The 20,967-nt window shown below is 58.4% G+C and carries 17 protein-coding genes; 10 read left to right on the forward strand and 7 right to left on the reverse strand.

Annotated elements, in window-relative coordinates; all coding sequences use genetic code 11:
* The first annotated feature begins 288 nt into the window (after positions 1–288).
* The 6 genes from AVCG78_RS20815 to AVCG78_RS20840 all read left to right on the forward strand — a co-directional run bounded on the left by AVCG78_RS20815 (position 289) and on the right by AVCG78_RS20840 (position 8,340).
* Entirely contained in the window at positions 289–1,980 is a 1,692-nt protein-coding gene (locus tag AVCG78_RS20815; RefSeq protein ID WP_071584393.1) for a hydantoinase B/oxoprolinase family protein, read from the forward strand.
* Complete coding sequence (locus tag AVCG78_RS20820) at positions 1,977–4,040, forward strand: hydantoinase/oxoprolinase family protein (protein ID WP_012654131.1); 2,064 nt, start codon at positions 1,977–1,979, stop codon at positions 4,038–4,040. Before AVCG78_RS20815 ends, AVCG78_RS20820 begins: the two co-directional genes overlap by 4 nt.
* A 1-nt stretch (position 4,041) precedes the next feature.
* A complete protein-coding gene (locus AVCG78_RS20825; RefSeq protein WP_071206237.1) occupies positions 4,042–5,136 on the forward strand; it encodes an ABC transporter ATP-binding protein in 1,095 nt (364 codons plus the stop codon).
* Between the two features lie 66 nt (positions 5,137–5,202).
* Positions 5,203–6,381, forward strand: a complete 1,179-nt coding sequence (locus AVCG78_RS20830) for an ABC transporter substrate-binding protein (RefSeq protein ID WP_071206235.1) — start codon at positions 5,203–5,205, stop codon at positions 6,379–6,381.
* Between the two features lie 298 nt (positions 6,382–6,679).
* Positions 6,680–7,546 (forward strand): ABC transporter permease, encoded by an 867-nt coding sequence (locus AVCG78_RS20835; RefSeq protein ID WP_071206232.1) that lies wholly within the window; start codon positions 6,680–6,682, stop codon positions 7,544–7,546.
* Entirely contained in the window at positions 7,543–8,340 is a 798-nt protein-coding gene (locus AVCG78_RS20840) for an ABC transporter permease (RefSeq protein ID WP_071206230.1), read from the forward strand. The genes AVCG78_RS20835 and AVCG78_RS20840 overlap by 4 nt, the downstream gene beginning before the upstream one ends.
* Before the next feature lie 6 nt (positions 8,341–8,346).
* Here AVCG78_RS20840 and AVCG78_RS20845 read toward each other — a convergent pair whose 3' ends face one another.
* Complete coding sequence (locus AVCG78_RS20845) at positions 8,347–9,237, reverse strand: methylenetetrahydrofolate reductase (protein WP_071206228.1); 891 nt, start codon at positions 9,235–9,237, stop codon at positions 8,347–8,349.
* Between the two features lie 262 nt (positions 9,238–9,499).
* Between AVCG78_RS20845 and nspC the strand changes: the two genes are divergently transcribed.
* Entirely contained in the window at positions 9,500–10,597 is a 1,098-nt protein-coding gene (nspC, locus tag AVCG78_RS20850) for a carboxynorspermidine decarboxylase (RefSeq protein WP_012654137.1), read from the forward strand.
* Between the two features lie 38 nt (positions 10,598–10,635).
* The gene (locus AVCG78_RS20855) at positions 10,636–11,877 is read left to right on the forward strand and encodes a saccharopine dehydrogenase family protein (protein ID WP_012654138.1); all 1,242 of its coding nucleotides are present in this window, start codon (positions 10,636–10,638) and stop codon (positions 11,875–11,877) included.
* A 73-nt stretch (positions 11,878–11,950) separates the two neighbouring features.
* Here the strand turns inward: AVCG78_RS20855 and AVCG78_RS20860 are convergent, their stop codons facing one another.
* The 5 genes from AVCG78_RS20860 to AVCG78_RS20880 all read right to left on the reverse strand — a co-directional run bounded on the left by AVCG78_RS20860 (position 11,951) and on the right by AVCG78_RS20880 (position 18,348).
* Positions 11,951–13,687 carry an acetyl/propionyl/methylcrotonyl-CoA carboxylase subunit alpha gene (locus AVCG78_RS20860; RefSeq protein ID WP_071584391.1) on the reverse strand — a complete coding sequence of 579 codons (1,737 nt, stop codon included), beginning with the start codon at positions 13,685–13,687 and terminating at the stop codon, positions 11,951–11,953.
* Between the two features lie 20 nt (positions 13,688–13,707).
* Complete coding sequence (locus AVCG78_RS20865; protein WP_071206223.1) at positions 13,708–15,345, reverse strand: 5-oxoprolinase subunit B/C family protein; 1,638 nt, start codon at positions 15,343–15,345, stop codon at positions 13,708–13,710.
* A 7-nt stretch (positions 15,346–15,352) separates the two neighbouring features.
* Positions 15,353–16,159, reverse strand: coding sequence for a putative hydro-lyase (locus tag AVCG78_RS20870; protein ID WP_071206221.1), 807 nt, complete (start codon positions 16,157–16,159; stop codon positions 15,353–15,355).
* 115 nt (positions 16,160–16,274) lie between these two features.
* On the reverse strand, positions 16,275–17,039 hold the full coding sequence (locus AVCG78_RS20875; protein WP_071206219.1) for a LamB/YcsF family protein: 765 nt from the start codon (positions 17,037–17,039) through the stop codon (positions 16,275–16,277).
* Positions 17,040–17,070: 31 nt separating this feature from the next.
* Positions 17,071–18,348 carry an NRAMP family divalent metal transporter gene (locus AVCG78_RS20880; protein WP_156601658.1) on the reverse strand — a complete coding sequence of 426 codons (1,278 nt, stop codon included), beginning with the start codon at positions 18,346–18,348 and terminating at the stop codon, positions 17,071–17,073.
* A gap of 285 nt (positions 18,349–18,633) precedes the next feature.
* Between AVCG78_RS20880 and AVCG78_RS20885 the strand changes: the two genes are divergently transcribed.
* The gene (locus AVCG78_RS20885; protein WP_071584551.1) at positions 18,634–19,299 is read left to right on the forward strand and encodes a GntR family transcriptional regulator; all 666 of its coding nucleotides are present in this window, start codon (positions 18,634–18,636) and stop codon (positions 19,297–19,299) included.
* On the opposite strand, the gene AVCG78_RS20890 is transcribed toward AVCG78_RS20885, so the two are convergent.
* Positions 19,300–19,764 (reverse strand): Lrp/AsnC family transcriptional regulator, encoded by a 465-nt coding sequence (locus AVCG78_RS20890; protein WP_071206248.1) that lies wholly within the window; start codon positions 19,762–19,764, stop codon positions 19,300–19,302.
* Between the two features lie 162 nt (positions 19,765–19,926).
* On the opposite strand from AVCG78_RS20890, the gene AVCG78_RS20895 reads away from it, so the two are divergent.
* Positions 19,927–20,940: a 1-aminocyclopropane-1-carboxylate deaminase gene (locus AVCG78_RS20895; RefSeq protein ID WP_012654146.1), complete on the forward strand. Its 1,014-nt coding sequence runs from the start codon at positions 19,927–19,929 to the stop codon at positions 20,938–20,940.
* The last annotated feature ends 27 nt before the right edge of the window (positions 20,941–20,967 follow it).

Genomic DNA, 20,967 nt, shown 5'->3' on the forward strand with positions numbered 1-20,967 from the left:
ATATCAAGGGTCATTGAAAATGGCAGTTGGTATTGCCTTTGCGAATATCTCAAGTGTCTGAGGTATTTGAGACATCTAATTCGTTTAATTCTAATATTCCTAATCGTTATCGACGCTTGTCGTGTCAGTGTGGCGCGGGCGAATGTAGGTCGCGTGTGGCCTGAATGCGCACCCTACCCGAACGGGTGGGGTTGGGTCTTGCAATCCTACTCTTCTGGCAGGCTGGTCGCGCCTGAGTTGTGAGCCTAAACTCTCTTTCATGAGTTTCAGTAGGGAGACGTTAGTGGTATGATGGCGGGCAGGCACCCATTCGATCCGGTGACCCAGGAAATCATCGAGGGCAAGTTGATTGCCACCGTCGATGAAATGGGCATCGTTATGGCCCGCACCAGCATGAGCCCGGTGATCTACGAAGTGCTGGATTTTGCCTGCGGTGTTTTGACAGCAAAGGGTGAGTTGATCGCCCAGATGAACGGCATCACCCTGTTTACCGGTACGTTCGGCCGTCAGGTCAAATCGCTGATCGACCGTTTCGGGGCGGATATGGCCGATGGCGATATTCTGCTGACCAACGATCCCTATGCCGGGGGAACGCATGCTTGCGATTTCGCGATCGTCAAGCCGATTTTCGTCGATGACGTGCTGCTCGCCTTTGCCATTAATGTCGCTCATTATCTCGATGTTGGCGGATCGGTTCCGGGCAGTCTTTCGCCGGCTGCAACCTCGGTTTATCAGGAAGGTCTGCGGTTGCCGGGCGTCAAAATCGTTCGCAACGACATGCTTTCCTCTGACATTCTGCACATCATCTCGGAAAATGTCCGCATGCCCGAGATCGCGCTTGGCGATTTGACGGCACAGATCGCCACAGTGCGGGTTGCGGCCCGGCGCATGAAAGAATTCACTGCCAAATACGGCGCTCCCACCTTGATCGCCGCATTCGACCATATCCTCAATGTCAGCGAACGGCAGAGCCGTCAGGCAATTGCCGCACTTCCCGACGGCATTTACCGGGCCAGCGACATTATCGATGGCGATGGCGTCACAGTCGATCCGATTGCCGTGCAAGTGGCGGTGACCATTGCTGGCGATCAAATCACCGCTGATTTCACCGGTTGTCCTCCCGCCGTGGCGGGACCGATCAATTGCTCACGAGGCGCGCTGGAATCGGCAGTCAGGACGATCCTGAAGGCGCTTGTGGCACCGCAGTCGCCATCAAACGAGGGCTGGTTCCGGCCTTTGACTGTGATCGCGCCATCAGGAACGGTGTTTACCGCCGAAAAACCCTCGCCGACCGGATGGTATTACGAGGGCTCGGTCCATGCTTCGGAACTGGTCTGGAAGGCGCTGGCGGCGCTGGTGCCGGAGCGGTTTTCCGCCGGTTCCTATTCCAGCCTTTGTGTCGCCTATATCTCAGGAAATGACCGTAGTGGCCGACCGTTCATTCACATCGAGCCGCAGCATGGCGGCTGGGGTGCGAGTATCAACAGGGACGGCGCCAATGCGCTGATTTCGCTGACGGATGGCGATACCTACAATTATTCCGTCGAAGTGATCGAAGCGCGTTTTCCTTTGCTGGTGCGGCGGTATGGCCTGAATATCGAAGGTGGCGTCGGGGCTGGGCGGATGCGCGGCGGTTTCGGGATCATCAGGGAATATGAGATCCTCGGCGACAAGGCGTCTGCCTATTGCAGCTTTGGCCGCACCCGCACCCTGCCATGGGGCATGGACGGCGGCCATGATGGTACGGCCAATAGCCTTCAGGTTCTGGCCGCATCGGGCGAAAACGCCTGCTATGGCCGCTCTGCCGATATTGCGCTGAGGACGGGCGATGTCGTGCGCATCGTCACCGGTGGCGGTGGTGGATGGGGCGATCCCGGCGATCGCGATCCGGCTTTGATTGAAACAGATTTGAAGAATGGTTTTGTCAGCGCGGAGGCAGCGACCAGCCTCTATGGTTACCGTGGGAGGATTGAAGAATGATCCGATTGGCAACAGATGTAGGTGGAACCTTTACCGATCTCGTCGGCTATGATGAGGGCAGCGGCGAGATTTTTACCGCGAAAAGCCTGACGACGTCAGATAACCAGTCCGGCGGCGTGCTCGATGCGATCGATGTCAGCGAGCGCAAGGATGGCTTGCGGGTCCGCGACATCACCTTCTTTGCCCATGGCGGCACCACGGTGATAAACGCGATTACCGAGCGCAAGGGGGCAAAGACCGCACTTATCACCACCTCCGGGTTCCGAGATGTGCTGGAAATCGGTCGTGGCAATCGGCCGGACCTTTACAATCTGCATTTCCATAGTCCCGAACCTTTCGTGCCTCGTCATCTTCGCTTCGAGGTGCGTGAGCGGGTCGATGCGTCCGGCAAGGTGCTCCTGCCAATCGAATTGAACGATTTGCGCGAAATCATCCGCGTTTGCACACTCGAAGATGTGGATGCGGTCGCCATCCTGTTTCTGCACAGCTATGCCAATCCCGAGCATGAGAAGGTCTGCGCCGATATTCTGGCCGATGCCCTGCCATTTGCCTCGATCTGCGCCAGTCACGAGGTTTCTCGGCAATGGCGGGAATATGAGCGCACCAATACGACCGTGCTGAATGCCTATGTTCAGCCGGCCATCCAGCAATATTTCGAAATGATGGAATTCGCGCTCGCCCGGCGCAATCTGACGTGTCCTTACTATGCCATGCAATCCAATGGTGGCATTTCCTCCTTCGATCAGGCTGTGCAACAGCCGCTGACGCTGGTGGAATCTGGTCCGGCGGGCGGGGTTGCCGGGGCGGCACGCATCGGGGTGGAGCTTGGCGAGAGCGAAATCCTGTCGCTGGATGTCGGCGGTACGACAGCAAAATGCTCGCTGATCCATGATGGGCGTCCGACGCTGAATACCGAATACCGGTTGGAACACACCCGCATCCAGCCTGGCTATCCCGTGCAGGTGCCGGTCGTTGATATCGTCGAAATCGGTTCAGGCGGTGGCTCTATCGCCTGGATCGATGCGCGCGGCAGCTTGCGCGTTGGCCCCGAAAGCGCCGGTTCGGCCCCTGGACCTGCCTGTTACGGGCGCGGCGGCACAAAGCCGACGCTAACAGATGCATTGCTGACGCTCGGCATTTTTGATCCCGCTACCTTTGCCGATGGCACGCTGCATCTGGACAAGGAGAAGGCGGCAAGCGCCATTGCAACCGTGGCCGGGCCAATGAATATGTCGATTGAGGATGCTGCGGGTGCGATCATGGACATTGCCCATGCCAGCATGATCAATGCCCTGAAACTGGTGACGGTTCAGCGCGGCCATGATCCACGTGATGCCAGTCTGGTGATCAGTGGCGGCGCCGGTCCGGCGCTGGCCAGCCATCTCGGGCGCGAATTGCGTGTGAAGGCGACGGTCGTGCCGCCGCATCCCGGGATTTTTTCCGCCTGGGGCATGCTGGCAGCCGAACCCCGTGCCGACTTCCGCGAAACCTGGTTTCACCTGTTGGCCGACCAGGCACTGGAGGAGGCCGCTACCCGGTTCACATTGCTGGAGCGGCAAGCCATCGCCTATTTTTCGGCGGGCGCTGAGGCGCAGGTGGCATTCAATCACCAGATTGAAGCGCGCTATAAAGGTCAGGAACATGGTGTTTTTGCGCGGTTCGAGGCGGGCGACACCATTGAAACTTTCAGCCAAAGGTTTCATGATGTTCATGAACGCGCCTATGCTTTCCGCCTGCCCGCAGCCGAGATTGAACTGACGACGCTGCATCTCGAAGCCGTTTTGAAAGGGCAGGTCATTTCCCTGCCAAAACTGAAAAGGCAAGACATGACGATTGACGCGGCCAGGGTCGGCGAAAGGAAGGTTTATTTCGGTGGATCCATGGGTTGGCAGACCTGTGCCGTTTACGAGCGGGCCCGGCTTCCTGTCGGTCAGCCTGTATTCGGCCCACTGCTGATCGAAGAGGCGACGGCGACGACACTTGTGCTTGAGGGCCAGTCAGCCAGCCTGACCGAAACTGGTATTCTTGTCATTCACGAAACGGACATGCAGGCCGCATAGGATGGCCATATCCATCAGCATAGACGCTGTGACGCGCAGTCATGGTCCGATCCGGGCGGTCGATGACCTGTCGCTGGAGATCAAGGCAGGGGAGTTCTTCACCCTGCTTGGGTCTTCCGGCAGCGGAAAGAGCTCGCTGTTGAAGCTGATTGGCGGATTTGACCAGCCGAATGCGGGACGGATTCTGTTTGATGGCAAGGATATGGCGGCGGTGCCTGCCAATCGCCGCCCGGTCAATACCGTGTTCCAGGGGCTGGGTCTGTTTCCGCATATGTCGGTGGCGCGTAATATTGGTTACGGATTGAAGCTGCGCGGTCTTTCCGGCACAGCACTCGATGCGAAGGTTGGGGAGGCACTGGATCTGGTGGAACTGTCCGGATTTGGCGAGCGTGATGTCAATTTGCTGTCCGGCGGCCAGCGGCAACGCGTGGCTCTGGCGCGTGCTCTGGTGATGGAGCCTGGAATATTGCTGCTGGACGAACCTTTGACGGGCCTGGATGAACGGCTTCGCCAGCAGATGCGCAATGAATTCGGTCGCCTCCACAAGCGTACCGGTGCCACCTTCATTCTTGTCACCCATAATCAGGATGAGGCGCTCAGCCTTTCCGACCGGATGGCCATCATGCATCAGGGCAGGATCGAACAGCTTGGCCGGCCCGACCAATTTTTTCATGCGCCCGCCAATGCCTTTGTCGCTCGGTTCATCGGCATGGATAATCTTCTGCGGCCTGAGCGGCTGGAAGGATCTGGAGCGGACACTGTGGCAATCATAGCTGGTCAGTCGGTGCCGGTCACGGTCCCGGATGGCAATGTTAGCGCCAACCTGGTGGTGATCCGCTCCGACCGGCTGGTCATCGAGCCCGAGGTCCGAACGACAGCTGGCGGGGCACCCCGTCAATTGGCGCTGCGTGTGGTTTCGACCACTTTTCGCGGATTGCATCGGGATGTCACTCTGGCGTTTGGAGACGGGCAGACCTTGACGGCGATCTGTGATGCAGATGCGCCGTCTTTGGCCGTCGGGCAGGATGTGGGCCTGTCGATAAAGCCGGGTGCCGCTCTTTTGACATCCGACAAGGGATTGCCGCATGCGGTGTAAAGCCGCCGTCTGTGGCATGAGACGTGCATAAAATGGGGTCTCATCAGTGAGAACAAGGGAACAACAATGACAACGACTTTGAAAAATGGATTTTCGGTCAACCGAAGCAACATGCAACGGCGCGACCTCTTGAAATTTGCCGGTGCCGGCGGATTGGCGCTGGCGGCCGGTCATCTGGGCCTTGGCCGTTCGGCCTTTGCCGCAGAGGCGAAGTCTGTGGCTTTCTGGGGCACGGCGACGCTTGATATCGGTGAGAAATGGGCGGAATTTGCCACCCAAAATGGTGTAAAGCCAGAATTTACCGACAATGGCAACGACCTTGGTCCTGTCATTGCCCGTCTGGCCGCCGGCAATGCCAATGATTTGTTCGACATTGGCGGTTTTCAGGGCGGTGCTGAAAAGGAATTGGCCCGTCAAGGCGCGATTATCCCTTGGGATGTCAGCAAGATCGCCAATTACGACAGCATCTGGCAATGGGCGCGCGACATTCCTTACCTCAAGCACGACGGCATGCAATACGGCATTCCGACCGTTGTGAATGCCGACTCGATCATCTATCGCTCCGATAAGCTTGGCAAGGTTGATAGTTATGGCGTGATCTTCGACCCGAAGATGAAGGGCAAGGTCGCCATGGAGGACGCCTGGATCAACAGCGCGGTCTTCGCTGCGATCTACCTCAAGGAAAGCGAAAACAAGCCGATCAAGGACCCGGGCAATCTGAGCGAATCCGAACTTGGTCTGGTGATGGAATTCCTGATCAAGCACAAGAAGGACGGACAGTTCCGCACTTTCTGGAATGGCTGGGAACAGGGTGTCCAGCTGGTTGCCAATGAAGAAGTTGACGCGATGACCGGCTGGGAGCCGATTGTCTATGAAGGCCGCAAGCGTGGACTGAAAGTCGATTATGCCGCCCCCGTCGAGGGCTATGAAGGCTGGGCCAACAATACGGTTCTGCTGAAGGGTGCTGGTGAACGCGGTGTGAGCGATGCCGCGCATCAATTCGTCAATGGCCTTTTGGGCGGTCTCTATGGCTGCGAGCTTGGCAAGGCGCGGGGCTATCTCGTCCCAACTGACAACAACGTCGTCTATGCCAAGGCACATCCCGACGAATACAATCCCGAAGAGGTTCAGGCACGGGCCGAACACGTTAAAGCCAAGTTCGCCGGCAAGGTCTTCTGGCAGAATACCCGGCCGGACAATTTCCAGCTCTATGAAGAGTGGTGGCAGAAACTCCGCAATGCTTAACAGTCTATCCAATAATCGCCGCAACAGACTGTAAGACCGCATCTGTGGTTTTGGGGCATAAATACTAGAGTCTGTCAGGTTCATATTAAACCAGACAGACTCTAGATTCGCTTGTTTTCGTTTGTCTTTTCGGGAAAACCGGTTTCCACTTTTCCCTGACAAATTCTAAAGCCAGCCTGTCGCCGTGTTTCGCCCGGCGACAGGTCCCTGATGATTTGAATGCGTCATGCGTTTTGTAAAACTCATAAAAAATGTCGCAGTGCTCTAAATTTGCAGCATAATCACCCATGGAGCGTGCATGAAATCGACCGGACGACTGCCTGTCCTGCTGATGGCGCCGCCGTTGCTGGCGCTGCTGGCGCTTGGGTTGGCGCCGTTGCTGGTGGTGCTGGTGTGGAGCTTCTGGTCCTGGGACCCATCGACCTATTGGATCAAGCCTGATCTCAGCCTGGCAGGCTACGCCGCCATTCTCCAGGCCGGACGCTGGACGGTGATTGTCTCCACGCTTGCCAAGGCCTTCCTGACGGCGGTGATCTGTCTGGTTTTCGCTTATCCCGCCGCCTATGCGGTGCATTTTCTGGCTGGCCGCAGGCTGTCGGTAGTGCTCCTGGCTCTGATGACGATTCCGTTCTTCACCTCCTATCTGATCCGCTCGTTTTCCTGGCGGCTGGTGCTGGGGCGGACCGGGGTGATCAACGGTTGGCTGCAACATTTCGGCTTGACCAACTCGCCCGTCGATTGGCTGCTGTTCAGTGATTTCGCTGTCATTGTCGGGCTGGTCGCTTCCTATCTGCCGTTTGCCACCTTTCCCTTGCTGCTCGCCATGCGCCGTGTGGATGCGACCGTGCTCGCCGCCGCGCAGGATCTCGGCGCCGGCTTCTGGCGCATACTCGTCACCATTCTCCTGCCGCTCACCCGGTCCGGTCTGTTTGCTGGCTTCCTGTTCGTGTTCGTCATGGTCGCTGGGTCTTCTACTGAAGTGCAAATGCTTGGCGGGGCAGGGGCCTCCATCGTGACCGTGATGATCAATGATGTGATGCGGGTGGCAAATTACCCACTGGCCTTTGCAATCTCCACCATCGTCCTGATCGTGGTGTTCGGCATGGTGCTAGTTGGAAACCGGCTGTTCGGCCTGGCGGCTCTGTTTGGGGATCGTTCGGCATGATGAGCGCGGAAGGTCGGGCAAACCAGATATTGATTTGGACCATGACGATTTTCGGCCTTGTCGCGATCTATGCGCCGCCACTTTATCTGCTGGGGGTTTCCTTCAATCCGTCGCTCCAGCCCGGCCTGCCAAACCTGTCGGATCTGACGGTGAAATGGTATGCCGCCCTTCCAGCGGAAACAGCGCTGATGGCTGCCCTTTGGCAATCAGCCAGCGTTGCCCTGTTGACGGCAACGGGCGCCACGCTGCTATCGCTTATGGCGGCACTTGCCTATTTCGAGCTGCGAAGAACCCGCGACATATGGTTTCTTGCCGTGATCCTGCCGATGTTCGTGCCGGGTGTCATCCAGGGGCTGGCGCTGTCCACGGTGTTCAGCCGCAGCGGCATCAAGGCCTCGATCTGGACACTGACAGCCGGACACCTGCTCTGGGCCATGCCCTTCGCGTTTATCGTCATTCTCACCGGTTTTTCCGCCGTGCGGCCCGTCTTCCTGATGGCGGCAGCGGATCTCGGCGCCAGCCGCTGGCGGCAGTTTCGTGACATTACCATGCCGCTGATCCGCCCAGGCCTGATTAGCGCCTTCATCTTCTCGTTTCTTTTGTCGCTGAACGAGTTTACCCGCGCCTTCTATCTGGCTGGGCGGCAGAATACGCTTCCGGTCGTGTTGTTCGGCAAGATGAATGGCGGCGCGTCTCCGACGATCTACGCGATGTCCGGCGCGATTTTCATCATCTCGGTGTTTTGCGTGGCTGTCATTGCCGCTTTTGCAGGCTCAAAAACCAAAGCCGGATAGTCGTCCTCAGGGCTTATATTGGTCGATCCAACGGGCCGCAGGCTCGATGCCGCCAAGCGGAAACAGATGCAGCTTGCTGATGTTGCTCTGCGGATTTTCGGCCTTGTAGGCGATCAACTGCCCAACCATGTCCGTCGGCTCATAAGGCATTAGCAGTTTACGCAGGTCGAGCGCGCGTTTTTGCAGCACTTTCAAAGACGGCCCGACCCCGCAGGATATTGCATATTTGATCAATGTCTGGAGCTTTGCAGGTCCGGCAATGCCGACATGGATCGGCAATCCGATCCCGAGGGCGTCGATTCGCTCGGCCCAGTCGATGATAACTTTGGCATCGAAGGCAAATTGGGTGACGATGGCCATCTGCGCATCCGTTCGGCTGGCGAAATCAACTTTCCAGCGCAGGGCCGCATCGATTTGCGTGGTGGAGCCATCGGCATCAATATCGCGGTTGCCTTCGGGGTGGCCGGCAATATGCAGATGCGTAAAACCGAGCCTGTCGAACAAGCCGGTTTCTATCAGCTCCATCGAACTGGAAAGCGTGCCGCGTGGCTTTGCGATGCCGCCGGCCAGCAGAAGGGCCTGGCGCACATCGGCTTCATCCCGGTATTGCTTCAACAGGTCTTCCAGTTGCGTGACATCGGCGATACTGCGAGCTGGAATATGCGGCATGACCGGAAAGCCTTGCCCATGAAGGCGCCTGGCGGTCGCGACCATGTCCTCGAAAGGTGTGCCATCGACATGGGCGATATAGATTCGGGTACCCGCTGGCAGCAGCGCCTGAAAACTGGCGATTTTCGCTGCCGTGCGCGGAGTGACCTCAATGGACCATGCGTCCAGAAGATTGCCCTGATCGGCAGGATATTCGCGATGATCCGTCAGAACCGCTTTGTCCATCATGGTCTTTCTCCGCAATGCTCCCGCCAGTGTTTAGCATCTCCATGGCGAAAATCCGCTCTAATTTGCGACAAGCTCAAGTCACTGATGCATTTGAGATATTCGTAATATCTTCATCCGGGAGGATATGAGCTCTTTTCGGCTGGAAAAATAATGGGATGTCATCAGGTTGAAGCATTTTTCCGGGAAAAGGCCGGAGCGACTTGCCTTCAAGGGCCAGATTTCTTAAACGACCCCTTCGAATTCATGGAAAGGCGTAGCCATCGTGCTTCAGACCCCGTTTTATCTCATCGACAAGAGCAAGCTCCTTTCCAATATGGAAAAGATCGCGCTTCTGCGCGAGACCTCCGGCGCCAAGGCGTTGCTTGCGTTGAAATGTTTTGCCACCTGGTCGGTGTTCGACCTGATGCGCGACTATATGGATGGCACCACCTCGTCCTCGCTTTACGAGGTCCGGCTCGGCCGCGAGAAATTCGGCGGCGAGACCCATGCCTATAGCGTTGCCTATGGCGACAATGAAATTGACGAGGTGATTTCCCACGCAGACAAGATCATCTTCAACTCGGTCGGTCAGCTGGAGCGCTATGGCGACAAGGCCTCCGGCATTACCCGCGGCTTGAGGCTGAACCCGCAGGTCAGCTCGTCCAGCTTTGACCTTGCCGATCCGGCCCGGCCGTTTTCGCGGCTTGGGGAATGGGATGCGGCCAAGGTGGAAAAGGTCATGGACCGCATTAGCGGCTTCATGATCCATAACAATTGCGAAAACAAGGATTTCGCGCTGTTTGACAGCATGCTCTCGGACATCGAGGCGAAATTCGGATCGCTTCTGCATCGCGCCGAATGGGTTAGCCTTGGCGGCGGCATTCACTTTACCGGCGAGGATTATCCGCTGGCGCAGTTTGCCGAGCGGCTAAAGCGGTTTTCAGGCGAGTATGGCGTTCAGGTCTATCTGGAGCCGGGCGAGGCCTCGATCACCAAATCAACGACGCTGGAAGTCTCGGTTCTGGATACGCTGTATAATGGCAAGAACCTCGCCATTGTCGATAGTTCCATCGAGGCGCATATGCTCGATCTGCTGATCTACCGCGAAACCGCCAAACTGGAGCCGAATGCAGGTGACCACAGCTATATGATTTGCGGCAAATCGTGCCTGGCAGGCGATGTATTTGGCGAGTTTCGTTTCCCTGAAGCCTTGAAGGTCGGCGACCGGATTTCCATCCAGGATGCCGCAGGCTATACGATGGTCAAGAAGAACTGGTTTAACGGCGTGAAAATGCCGTCCATCGCCATCCGTGAACTGGATGGCAGCATCAGGACTGTCCGCGAGTTTTCCTATGCGGACTTTGAACAAAGCCTCTCCTGAGGCTTCTGACGATTGGACAAAAGGAGTTAGTCCGCATCATGAAGAAGAACGTGCTCATTATCGGCGCTGGCGGCGTCGCCCAGGTCGTTGCGCATAAATGCGCCCAGAATAACGACGTGCTGGGCGATATCCATATCGCCTCGCGCACCAAGGGCAAATGCGACGCCATCATCGCCTCCGTGCATGAAAAGAACGCCATGAAGCAGCCGGGCGTGCTGGAAGGCCATGCGCTGGACGCCCTGGATATCGACGCCACCAAGGCGCTGATCGAAAAGACCGGCTCGCAGATCGTCATCAATGTCGGCACCGCTTTCCTCAACATGTCGGTGCTGCGCGCCTGCATGGATACCGGCGTTGCCTATATCGACACCGCGATCCACGAAGAGCCGAACAAGATCTGTGAAACGCCGCCATGGTATGGAAACTACGAATGGAAGCGGGCCGCAGAATGTGAAGAGAAGGGCATTACCGCCATTCTCGGCGCTGGGTTCGATCCCGGCGTGGTCAATGCCTATGCCCGACTTGCCAAGGACGAATATCTCGACAAGGTCACGGATGTCGATATCGTCGATATCAATGCCGGCAGCCATGGCAAGTATTTCGCCACCAATTTCGACCCGGAAATCAATTTCCGCGAGTTCACCGGTGTCGTCTATTCCTGGCAGAAGGGCGAATGGCAGGTCAACAAGATGTTCGAGATCGGCAAGGATTACGACCTGCCGGTGGTTGGCACGCGCCGCGCCTATCTCTGCGGTCATGACGAAGTGCATTCGCTGGCCAAGAACATGGACGGTGCCGATGTGCGCTTCTGGATGGGCTTCGGCGACCACTATATCAACGTGTTTACCGTGCTGAAGAGCATTGGTCTGCTGTCCGAACAGCCGGTCAAGCTGGCCGATGGCTCGGACGTCGTGCCGCTGAAAGTGGTCAAGGCCTGCCTGCCTGACCCGTCATCGCTGGCGCCCGACTATGAAGGCAAGACCTGCATTGGTGACTATGTGAAGGGTCTGAAGGACGGCAAGGAAAAGACCGTCTTCATCTACAATGTCGCTGACCACAAGGAAGCCTATAACGAAGTCGGCTCCCAGGGCATTTCCTACACGGCTGGCGTTCCGCCCGTCGCGGCTGCCATGCTGGTTGCAACCGGCGAATGGGACGTGAAGAAAATGGCCAATGTCGAAGAATTGCCGCCACGGCCTTTCCTCAACATTCTCAACCATATCGGCCTGCCGACCCGCATCAAGGATGAAGACGGCGACCGCGCGTTGGATTTTTCGTAAGTTTTTTGAAACGGCATTGCATTGCTACGTCTCCACCCTCGGACTTTTCCGAGGGTGGAGAAACCCCAACGTGTTAAGCGACAATCTTCAAGAGCAGGCTTCCCGCAGCCAGATAGTCGCCTTCGCTTGCGACGAGACTGACGGTTCCGGCTGTTGTCGCCATGATCTGCGTTTCCATCTTCATCGCCTCCATGACGGCGAGAAGATCACCTGCCGTAACCCGATCTCCATCCTTCACCTTGAATGATTGTACCGTGCCGGACACCGGGGCGGTGATGGCGCCTTTTTCCGGCGTATTTCCCGCATCGCTTGTTACAGCCTGTCCGGCATTGACTGAGAGACTGCCAAGCCCGGCGAGAAGCTGGGCCGGAATGCCGAGGGCATGGCGCTTGCCATCGATTTCCACATGAGTGCGGATCAGCGACGTGTCGGTCACCGGCTCCGGCCGCATGGCCGCCTCGGGCATGGCGGCGAAGTCGGTCTCGATCCAACGGGTATGGACCTTGAAGCCGTCGGTGCCGATGAAATCGGCGGTTTCCATCGCGGCACGGTGGAAGGGCAACACGGTCGCCACGCCTTCGATCTGAAATTCCTTCAGGGCGCGTCTTGCCCTCCGTAAAGCTTGCTCGCGAGTGGCACCGGTGACGATCAGCTTGGCCATCAGCGAATCGTAGACGCCAGGAATGGTGGAGCCGGTATCGACGCCGCTATCGAGCCGCACGCCGGGGCCGGACGGGGCCGTAAACCGGGTGATCGTGCCAGGTGTTGGCAGAAAGCCACGGCCCGGATCTTCGGCATTGATGCGAAACTCAATCGAATGACCGCGAGGCACGGGTGTTTGCGTGATCGCCAAAGGCAGGCCTTCTGCAATGCGGAACTGTTCGATGACGAGATCGATGCCAGTGGTTTCTTCCGTTACGGGATGCTCGACCTGTAGCCGGGTATTCACCTCGAGGAAGGAAATCGTACCGTCAACGCCCAGCAGAAATTCCACCGTTCCAGCACCGCTATAGCCCGCTGCTGCGCAGATCGCTTTTGCGGCATCATGGATGGATTGGCGTTGAGCATCGGTGAGGAAGGGGGCGGGGGCCTCTTCCACCAGTTTCTGGTTTCGCCGCTGCAAAGAGCAATCGCGCGTGCCGAGCACCAGCACGGTGCCGTGCTTATCGGCAATCACCTGCGCTTCGATATGGCGGGGCCGGTCGAGGAAGCGTTCCAGAAAGCATTCGCCACGGCCAAAAGCCACGGTCGCCTCGCGCACAGCCGATGCGTAAAGCTCCGGAATTTCTTCCATTTTCCAGGCGACTTTCAAGCCACGCCCACCGCCGCCATGGGCCGCCTTGATGGCAACAGGCAGGCCGTGGCGCTCAGCAAAGGCAATCACTTCCTCGGCGGTGTCCACCGGCCCATCGCTGCCCGCCACCAGTGGCGCGCCGACGCTGGTGGCAATCCGGCGTGCCTCGACCTTGTCGCCCAGCGCCTCGATAACCTGCGGATCAGGGCCGATCCAGGTCAGACCGGCATCGATGACCGCACGGGCAAATTCGGCGCGCTCCGACAGGAAGCCGTAGCCGGGATGGACGGCGTCCGCGCCGGACCGTTTGGCAATATCAATCAGTTTGGCGATATCGAGATAGGTCTCTGACGGTTTGGCACCGGACAGCCCATAGGCCTCATCGGCAAGCTGCACGAACAGCGCGTCGATATCCGGATCGGCATAGACTGCGACGGATTGCAGGCCGTAATCGCGACAGGCGCGGATGATGCGAACGGCGATTTCGCCTCGGTTGGCGATCAGCACTTTCTTCATCGGTGTCTCCTCTTTTATCGTTATGCGTTCGCGGCAGGGCCAAGGACAGGGGCGGGGGCAGGGGCGATGTCTGCGAAAGGGGTAATGGGCCGGAAGCGGATGCGGGCGTTGATCGGGATCTGTCCCGCAAGATCCAGATGATATTCGGCAACCGTGCCGATGACAGGATAGCCACCGGTCAACGGATGGTCGGCCAGAAACAGCACCGGCTGACCGCTATGCGGCACCTGAATGGCCCCGGTGGCGGTGCCTTCGCTTGGCAGTTCGGCGCTATCGATCCGTTCCAGCGGCACGTCGCCCGCAAGCCGGATGCCGACGCGGCTGGATTGCGGTGTCACCTGCCAAAGCTGGTCCGTCAGCGTCGCCAGACCTTTTTCGGTGAACCAATCGGTGCGCGGTCCAAGTACGATGTCCAGCGTGACGATATCGCCTGCACTCGGCAGGTTCTGCGGTGGAGATTCATGCAGTGAAACGGCGGTGAGACCCTCGCTGTTGCCCTTCAGCGTCAGAACCGTGTCTGCCGTCACCGGCTCAGGTCCAACGACGGCCAGCGTATCGGTGGCATAGCTGCCCAGCACCGGCTGGACCGCAAAGCCACCCCGCACGGCAAGATAGCTGCGCATTCCCTGCGGCGGCTGGCCAAGGCTGACGGTATCGCCGGGTTCCAGCGCAATTGGCTGATAGGTTTCAGCCTGAGTGACTCGGCCTGAGGCATCCCGAATAGTGACCGGGCAGGGCGCACCGGTCAGCGTGATGACGGCCCGGCTATCACTTTCAAAGGAAAATCCACCGAGCGTAATTTCCAGACAAGGGAAATCAGATGGATTGCCCACCACCCGATTGGCTGCCTTCAAGGCCCCCTGGTCCAGAGCGCCGGAGGCGGACACGCCCTGGCCGGTCTGGCCGAGACGGCCAAGGTCCTGGAACACCGCAGGCATGGGGGCGGCAAGCACGGTTAAATGCCCTGCGCCATCCGTCTCATGAACGCTGCCAGACAGACTCACAGAGGCTTCTGCGCTTGCAGGAATAACAACAGAATGGACCGCTTTCGCCATATCGGTGAAGCGCACCTGATAGCCGGGCTGAAACAGCGCTGGCGGATCGCGGCTGAGATCCCACATTTTCTCCGGTGTCACGCCGATGATTTGCCAACCGCCGGGGCTTGCCTGGGGATAGACGCCGCTGAAGGCACCTGCCAGTGCCACGGCACCAGCGGGAATGCGGGTGCGCGGGCTTTTACGGCGCGGCACGTGCAAGGCAGGGTCGCCACCGACGAGATAGCCGAAGCCCGGCGCAAAGCCACAAAAAGCAACCGTAAACGTGCTTTCCGTATGGCGGCGGATAACCTCTTCCACGGCAAGTCCGGTCAAGTCTGCCACGTCGGCCAGATCTTCGCCGTCATAGTCTACGGGTATTTCGACCAGATGATCGGATGGGGCCAGTTTGGCGGACAGGTCGCGGGTGCTGACCTCAGCCGCCAGGGCTTGCGCATTGATGGTCTGCGGACGAAACCGGATCATCAAGGTCCGGGCGGCGGGTACCATTTCATCGATGCCGGGGATGGGGCTTGCCTGAAGCGAGGCGAACAGGGCCAGCGTCTCATCGAGATTGGCAAGCTCGACCAGCATCGTCGTCAGGCTGACGGGGAGAAAGCGCATCGGAACCTCAGGCGTGATAGGCGGAATCGGGAATATCGGTGATGAACATATGGCCGGGCGCATGGGTGATGGCAAAGGGTACGCCCGATGCCATTACGGCTGCCTGCGGGGTGACGCCACAGGCCCAGAACACCGGCACTTCGCCCGGCTCGATGCGGACGGGATCGCCGAATTGCGGCTTGGCCAGATCCACAATACCGATCTGTTCCGGCGCGCCGACATGAACCGGTGCGCCATGCACAGCCGGGAACCGCCCGGAAATCGTCGCAGCATCGGCCACCCGCGAGGCAGGAATTGGCCGCATCGACACCACCATATTGCCATGTAAACGGCCTGCCGGGCGGCAGGGTTGATTGGTCAGATACATCGGCACATTGCTGTTATCTGTCATGTGGCGGATCTCGATGCCGGCCTCCACCATCGGCGTCTCAAAGGTGAAGCTGCATCCGATCAGGAAGCTGACGAGATCGGGATGCTCGGCCCAAGCGGCGGTAGCGTCGGGTGTTTCCTCGGCCAGCTTGCCATCGCGCCAGATCCGGTAGAGCGGCAGATCGGTGCGCAGATCCGCACCCTTGGCGAGTTCCGTCAGATGCGAGCCCGGATCGGAGACGTCAAGGACCGGGCAGGCCTTGGGATTGCGTTGCGCATAGAGCAGGAAGTCAAAGGCCCAGTCGCGTGGCAGCACGATCATATTGGCCTGGGTAAAGCCGGGGGCGACGCCAGATGTAGGTTCCACGTCTCCATTGCGATACCGGGTGCGTGCAGCACGCGCCGGTTCGACATCCCAATGCGCCAGATGCTTCAAGGCAATCATCGTCTCTCTCCCTAGAGCATGTCGCGCAAAAGTGTGCAGCGGTTTTGCGGTGACGACATGCGTAAAAACAAAAACTTAAAGCGTGTTGCTTGAGGCTGATAAGCCGCAACACGCTTTAAGCAGTTACAAACGGCTGGACGGCAATGCCCTCAGCCTCAAATCGCCTGCGGATTTCCTGGGCAATGGCGACCGCGCCGGGGCTGTCGCCATGCACGCAGATTGATTGCGCTTCCACCTTGATCACGCTGCCATCGATGGCTTCCAACGTGCCTTGGCGGGCAAGCTGCACCATGCGGCTGGCGATCTTTTCCGCGTCATGCAGAACAGCACCCGCTTCCCGGCGCGAGACGAGCTGGCCTTGCGGCGTATAGGCGCGGTCGGCAAAGGCTTCCGCCACGGTATTCAAGCCGGACGTGCGGGCGAGATCAAGGATGGGTGCGCCTGCGAGACCCATCAGCACCAGCGAGGCATCGATGGCTTTGACGGCATCGATCACCGCTTGGCCCTGACGGGCATCATTGGCAATCCGGTTATAGAGCGCCCCATGCGGCTTGACGTAGGTGACGCGGGTGTTGGCCGCCGCCGCCATGCCTTTCAGGGCGCCGATCTGGTAGATCACGTCGGCGATCAGCTCTTCACTGGTCACGTCCATGTCGCGCCGGCCAAAGCCGACGCGATCGGGATAGGAGACATGGGCGCCAATCGATACACCGTTTTCAGCGGCGGCCTTGACGGTTTTCCAGATGCCGGACGGGTCGCCCGCATGAAAACCGCAGGCAATATTGGCGCTGGAGACCACGGCCAGCATGGCCGCATCGTCGCCCATGCTCCATGCGCCGTAGCTTTCCCCAAGGTCGCTGTTGAGATCGATGGCAGCCATGTGCTTTCCTTCCTTTTTTAACGGTCCGCGTTTACAGGCCAAGCAGGGCGAAGATTGGCCCGACTGATTTATAGGCCATGTACCATGTCAGCGCGCAGGTGAGGACGCCGAGGATCAAAAGCCAGCGCGGATAGCGATAGCCGCCCATCAGGTCGGAGCGCGCCCAAGCCGCATAGATGAAGATCGACAGGCCGATGGGCAGGACGAGACCGTTCAGGCCGCCAACGAAGACCAGCATGGCCGCGGGCGGGGTGGTGATCAGCATGTAACTCACCAGTGAGAAGGCGATGAAGCCGACGGTGGCAAAATTGCGCTGACGCTCTGTCATGTCTTTCTTGAAGGCGGTGAGGAAGGAGACAGATGTATAGGCCGCACCGATAATGCTGGTCATGGCCGATGCCAGCAGCACCGCGCCGAACAGACGAAAGCCGATATTCCCCGCTGCCGCATGGAAGGCCTGGCCCGCCGGATTGGCAGCCTTGCCGGAAAGGTCGATGACCGTGCCGCTGGCGACAACGCCGAGAATGGCGAGAAACAGGATGTAGCGCAGCACGCCGGTAATGGCGATGCCGCTGAACGCCGCGCGGTTGACGGCACCGATATTCTCAACGCCGCCCATGCCTTTGTCGAGCAGGCGGTGGGCACCAGCATAGGTAATATAGCCGCCGACGGTGCCGCCGACGATGGTGGTGATGGTGGCGAAATCAATCGTGTCGGGCAGAATGGTCTGGCGCAGCGCTTCTGCAACCGGCGGGCCAGAGACGATTGCTGCATAGAGAATGAGGGCGAGCTTGACGAAGGCGGCGACAAAGACCACCCGGTCCATGGCGACACCTGCCCGGCGTGACAGGAAAATACCGATGGCCGCAAGCGCGCCGATGGCACCGCCGATCTTCGGATCGAGATCGATCATGGCGTTGAAGCCCAGACCCGCGCCGCCGATATTGCCGATATTGAAGAACAGGCCGCCAATGATGACCAGTACGGCCAGCACGTAACCTGAGCCGGGAATGGCGCTGTTGGCAATGGCCGGGGCGCGCATGCGGGTCACTGTGACGAGCCGCCAGATGTTAGCCTGGACGATGAAATCGATAATAATGGAAATGAAGATGCCGAAGGCAAAAGCTGCACCGAGCTTGACGGTGAAAGTGGCTGTCTGAGTAATGAAACCTGGGCCGACAGCCGACATCGACATCAGGAACATGGCCGATAGCAAGGCGTAACGCTTTGCCTTGGCCGATTTTGGCGTTCCCAGATCGCCGTTTGCTTCTAAATTCGTGTCTGCGGTGGCGAGCTTATTTTGCCCCATGGATTTGCTCCGTTTTATCGTCATCCGCCCCTCTGCGGATGATCCATGCAGGCAGTCTGCCACGTTTCACAATTCCGTCAATATTGTTGAACAATTTTATTTTATCGTTCCATCATTCTGTTTATTTCATGAGCGAAATGCCTGCGATATCGGCAGGTCATGCCAATGGTGTGGGCAAGTCTGCCCCGTTTTCCGCGCTGCCTTGCTCTGCCGGAGGGCATCGGCAATAGTCCCGGCGAAAGATGGCAGCCGTTGAACATGTTCGCGGTTGGGCAAGAGGGACCCATGGCAGACGAGGATGAAAGCCTTTCGCTGGCGGAGCGGCTGGTGACAAAAATCCGCGATCAACTGATCGCCGGGGAGTTGAAACCGGGTCAGCGGCTGTCGGAGGCAGCTCTCAGCACCCGGCTCGACGTGTCGCGCAATTCGCTGCGTGAAGCCTTCCGGCTGCTGACCAAGGACGGCTTGCTGCGCCACGAGGCCAATCGCGGTGTGTTTGTCGCCACCCCCAGCATGGCTTCGATCATCGATATCTACAGGGTGCGTCGACTGGTGGAATGCAAGGCGCTGGAACAGGCGTTTTCCGGTCATCCCGCCGTCCGGCGGATGCGGTTGGCGGTGGAAACCGCGCGGGCCTGTCGCAATAGCCGCGACTGGCTGGGAGTCGGCAGCGCCAATATGCAGTTTCATGCCGCCATCGTTGATCTCGCCGACAGTAGCCGCCTCAGCGACTTCTATACGCGAATCGCTGCGGAACTACGATTGAGCTTCGGGCTGCTGGACGATCCAGAACTGTTGCATGCGCCTTTCGTGGAACTAAATGGCGAAATCCTTGGCCTTCTGGAAGCCGACAAGGCGAAAGAGGCGGCTAGCGCTCTCGATTCTTATCTGGTCCGCTCGGAGCGCACGGTGCTCGCAGCGTTTGCCCGCGCCACGGCAGAGGCTGGCTGATCAAAATTCCAGCGCCCGGTTATCGACCACTTCCTTCATCACGAAAAAGGTTCGGGTTTGCCGCACGCCGGGCAGGGCGATCAACTGACTGCCGTGAATGCGGTTGAAATCGGCCATATCGCCGACCCGGATTTTCAGAAAATAGTCGAAATCGCCGGCCACCAGATGGCAATCGAGCACGAAATTCAGCTTGGCGACCGCCGCTTCAAACTCGGCAAAACTGTCCGGTGTTGACCGGTCCAGCACCACCCCGACCATGACCAGAGCCGCCCGGTTGACCTTGGCGGGTGCCACCATGGCCCGCACACCGGTGATATAGCCCTGCGCAAACAGTTTCTGGGTACGCCTATGGCAAGTCGCCGGGCTGATCGAGACCTGTTCGGCCAGTTCGGCATTGGTCAGGCGCCCGTTTTTCTGCAACAGGCGGATCATTTTCAGATCGATGCGATCCAGCGATTCAGTCATGAAAGAATCTTTCATTTGTAGGAATTAAATAGCAGAAAATACATCATATATTTCAGAAATATTGAAATAGAACACACTTTCTATCGCAACTTAGAAAGCACCTTTCACATCCAAGAGTCTAGCATCCGCGCATTATCAACATCCATTTTCAAAGAGGATTCCATGCTCGACGCTTTTGACCGTTACCCCCTGACCTTCGGCCCAACACCAATCGAAAAACTGGAGCGGCTGACCGATCATCTCGGTGGCAAGGTACAGCTTTACGCCAAGCGGGAGGATTGCAATTCGGGTCTGGCCTTTGGCGGCAACAAGCTGCGCAAGCTGGAATATATCATCCCGGATGCCATTGCCTCCGGTGCCGATACGCTGGTGTCGATTGGCGGTGTCCAGTCCAATCATACCCGTATGGTGGCGGCTGTCGCCGCCAAGATCGGCTTCAAATGCCGTCTCGTACAGGAAGCCTGGGTGCCGCATGAAGACGCGGTTTACGACCGGGTCGGCAATATCATGCTGTCACGCATCATGGGTGCGGATGTTCGGCTGGTCGACGACGGGTTCGATATCGGCATCCGCCGCAGCTGGGAAGAGGCAATTGAAGAGGTGAAGGCGGCGGGCGGCAAGCCCTATGCTATCCCGGCTGGCGCTTCCGTGCATAAATATGGTGGGCTGGGCTATGTCGGTTTTGCCGAGGAAGTGCGGGCGCAGGAAGCGGCTTTGGGATTTGCATTCGATTATATCGTCGTCTGCACCGTCACCGGCTCCAGCCATGCCGGCATGGCGGTTGGCTTTGCCAAGGATGGCCGCGCCGACCATGTTATCGGCATCGATGCCTCCTTCACCCCGGATCAAACCCGCGCCCAGGTGCTGGAGATTGCCCAGCGCACAGCGGATCTGGTCAAGCTTGGCCGTGAGATGCGCCCGGAGGATATCGTCCTGGTCGAGGATTATGCCTATCCGGTTTACGGCGTCCCTTCGGAAGAAACCAAGGATGCCATTCGTCTTGTCGGCCGTCTCGAAGGAATGATCACCGATCCCGTCTATGAGGGGAAATCCATGCAGGGCATGATTGATCTGGTGAAGAAGGGATATTTCCCGGAAGGCTCGAAAGTGCTCTACGCCCATTTGGGCGGCGCACCGGCCCTGAACGGCTATGGGTATGCATTCCGCAACGGCTGAGAAATATCAGGAAGACGACCGGCCCGA

This window comes from Gillisella vitis (genome assembly GCF_021559775.1).
GTDB lineage: Bacteria > Pseudomonadota > Alphaproteobacteria > Rhizobiales > Rhizobiaceae > Allorhizobium > Allorhizobium ampelinum.

Coding starts and splice junctions, on each gene's coding strand:
- AVCG78_RS20815 (WP_071584393.1), top strand. CDS start 289: ATGATGGCGGGCAGGCACCCATTCGATCCGGTGACCCAGGAAATCATC.
- AVCG78_RS20820 (WP_012654131.1), top strand. CDS start 1,977: ATGATCCGATTGGCAACAGATGTAGGTGGAACCTTTACCGATCTCGTC.
- AVCG78_RS20825 (WP_071206237.1), top strand. CDS start 4,042: ATGGCCATATCCATCAGCATAGACGCTGTGACGCGCAGTCATGGTCCG.
- AVCG78_RS20830 (WP_071206235.1), top strand. CDS start 5,203: ATGACAACGACTTTGAAAAATGGATTTTCGGTCAACCGAAGCAACATG.
- AVCG78_RS20835 (WP_071206232.1), top strand. CDS start 6,680: ATGAAATCGACCGGACGACTGCCTGTCCTGCTGATGGCGCCGCCGTTG.
- AVCG78_RS20840 (WP_071206230.1), top strand. CDS start 7,543: ATGATGAGCGCGGAAGGTCGGGCAAACCAGATATTGATTTGGACCATG.
- AVCG78_RS20845 (WP_071206228.1), bottom strand. CDS start 9,237: ATGATGGACAAAGCGGTTCTGACGGATCATCGCGAATATCCTGCCGAT.
- AVCG78_RS20855 (WP_012654138.1), top strand. CDS start 10,636: ATGAAGAAGAACGTGCTCATTATCGGCGCTGGCGGCGTCGCCCAGGTC.
- AVCG78_RS20860 (WP_071584391.1), bottom strand. CDS start 13,687: ATGAAGAAAGTGCTGATCGCCAACCGAGGCGAAATCGCCGTTCGCATC.
- AVCG78_RS20865 (WP_071206223.1), bottom strand. CDS start 15,345: ATGCGCTTTCTCCCCGTCAGCCTGACGACGATGCTGGTCGAGCTTGCC.
- AVCG78_RS20870 (WP_071206221.1), bottom strand. CDS start 16,159: ATGATTGCCTTGAAGCATCTGGCGCATTGGGATGTCGAACCGGCGCGT.
- AVCG78_RS20875 (WP_071206219.1), bottom strand. CDS start 17,039: ATGGCTGCCATCGATCTCAACAGCGACCTTGGGGAAAGCTACGGCGCA.
- AVCG78_RS20880 (WP_156601658.1), bottom strand. CDS start 18,348: ATGGGGCAAAATAAGCTCGCCACCGCAGACACGAATTTAGAAGCAAAC.
- AVCG78_RS20885 (WP_071584551.1), top strand. CDS start 18,634: ATGGCAGACGAGGATGAAAGCCTTTCGCTGGCGGAGCGGCTGGTGACA.
- AVCG78_RS20890 (WP_071206248.1), bottom strand. CDS start 19,764: ATGACTGAATCGCTGGATCGCATCGATCTGAAAATGATCCGCCTGTTG.
- AVCG78_RS20895 (WP_012654146.1), top strand. CDS start 19,927: ATGCTCGACGCTTTTGACCGTTACCCCCTGACCTTCGGCCCAACACCA.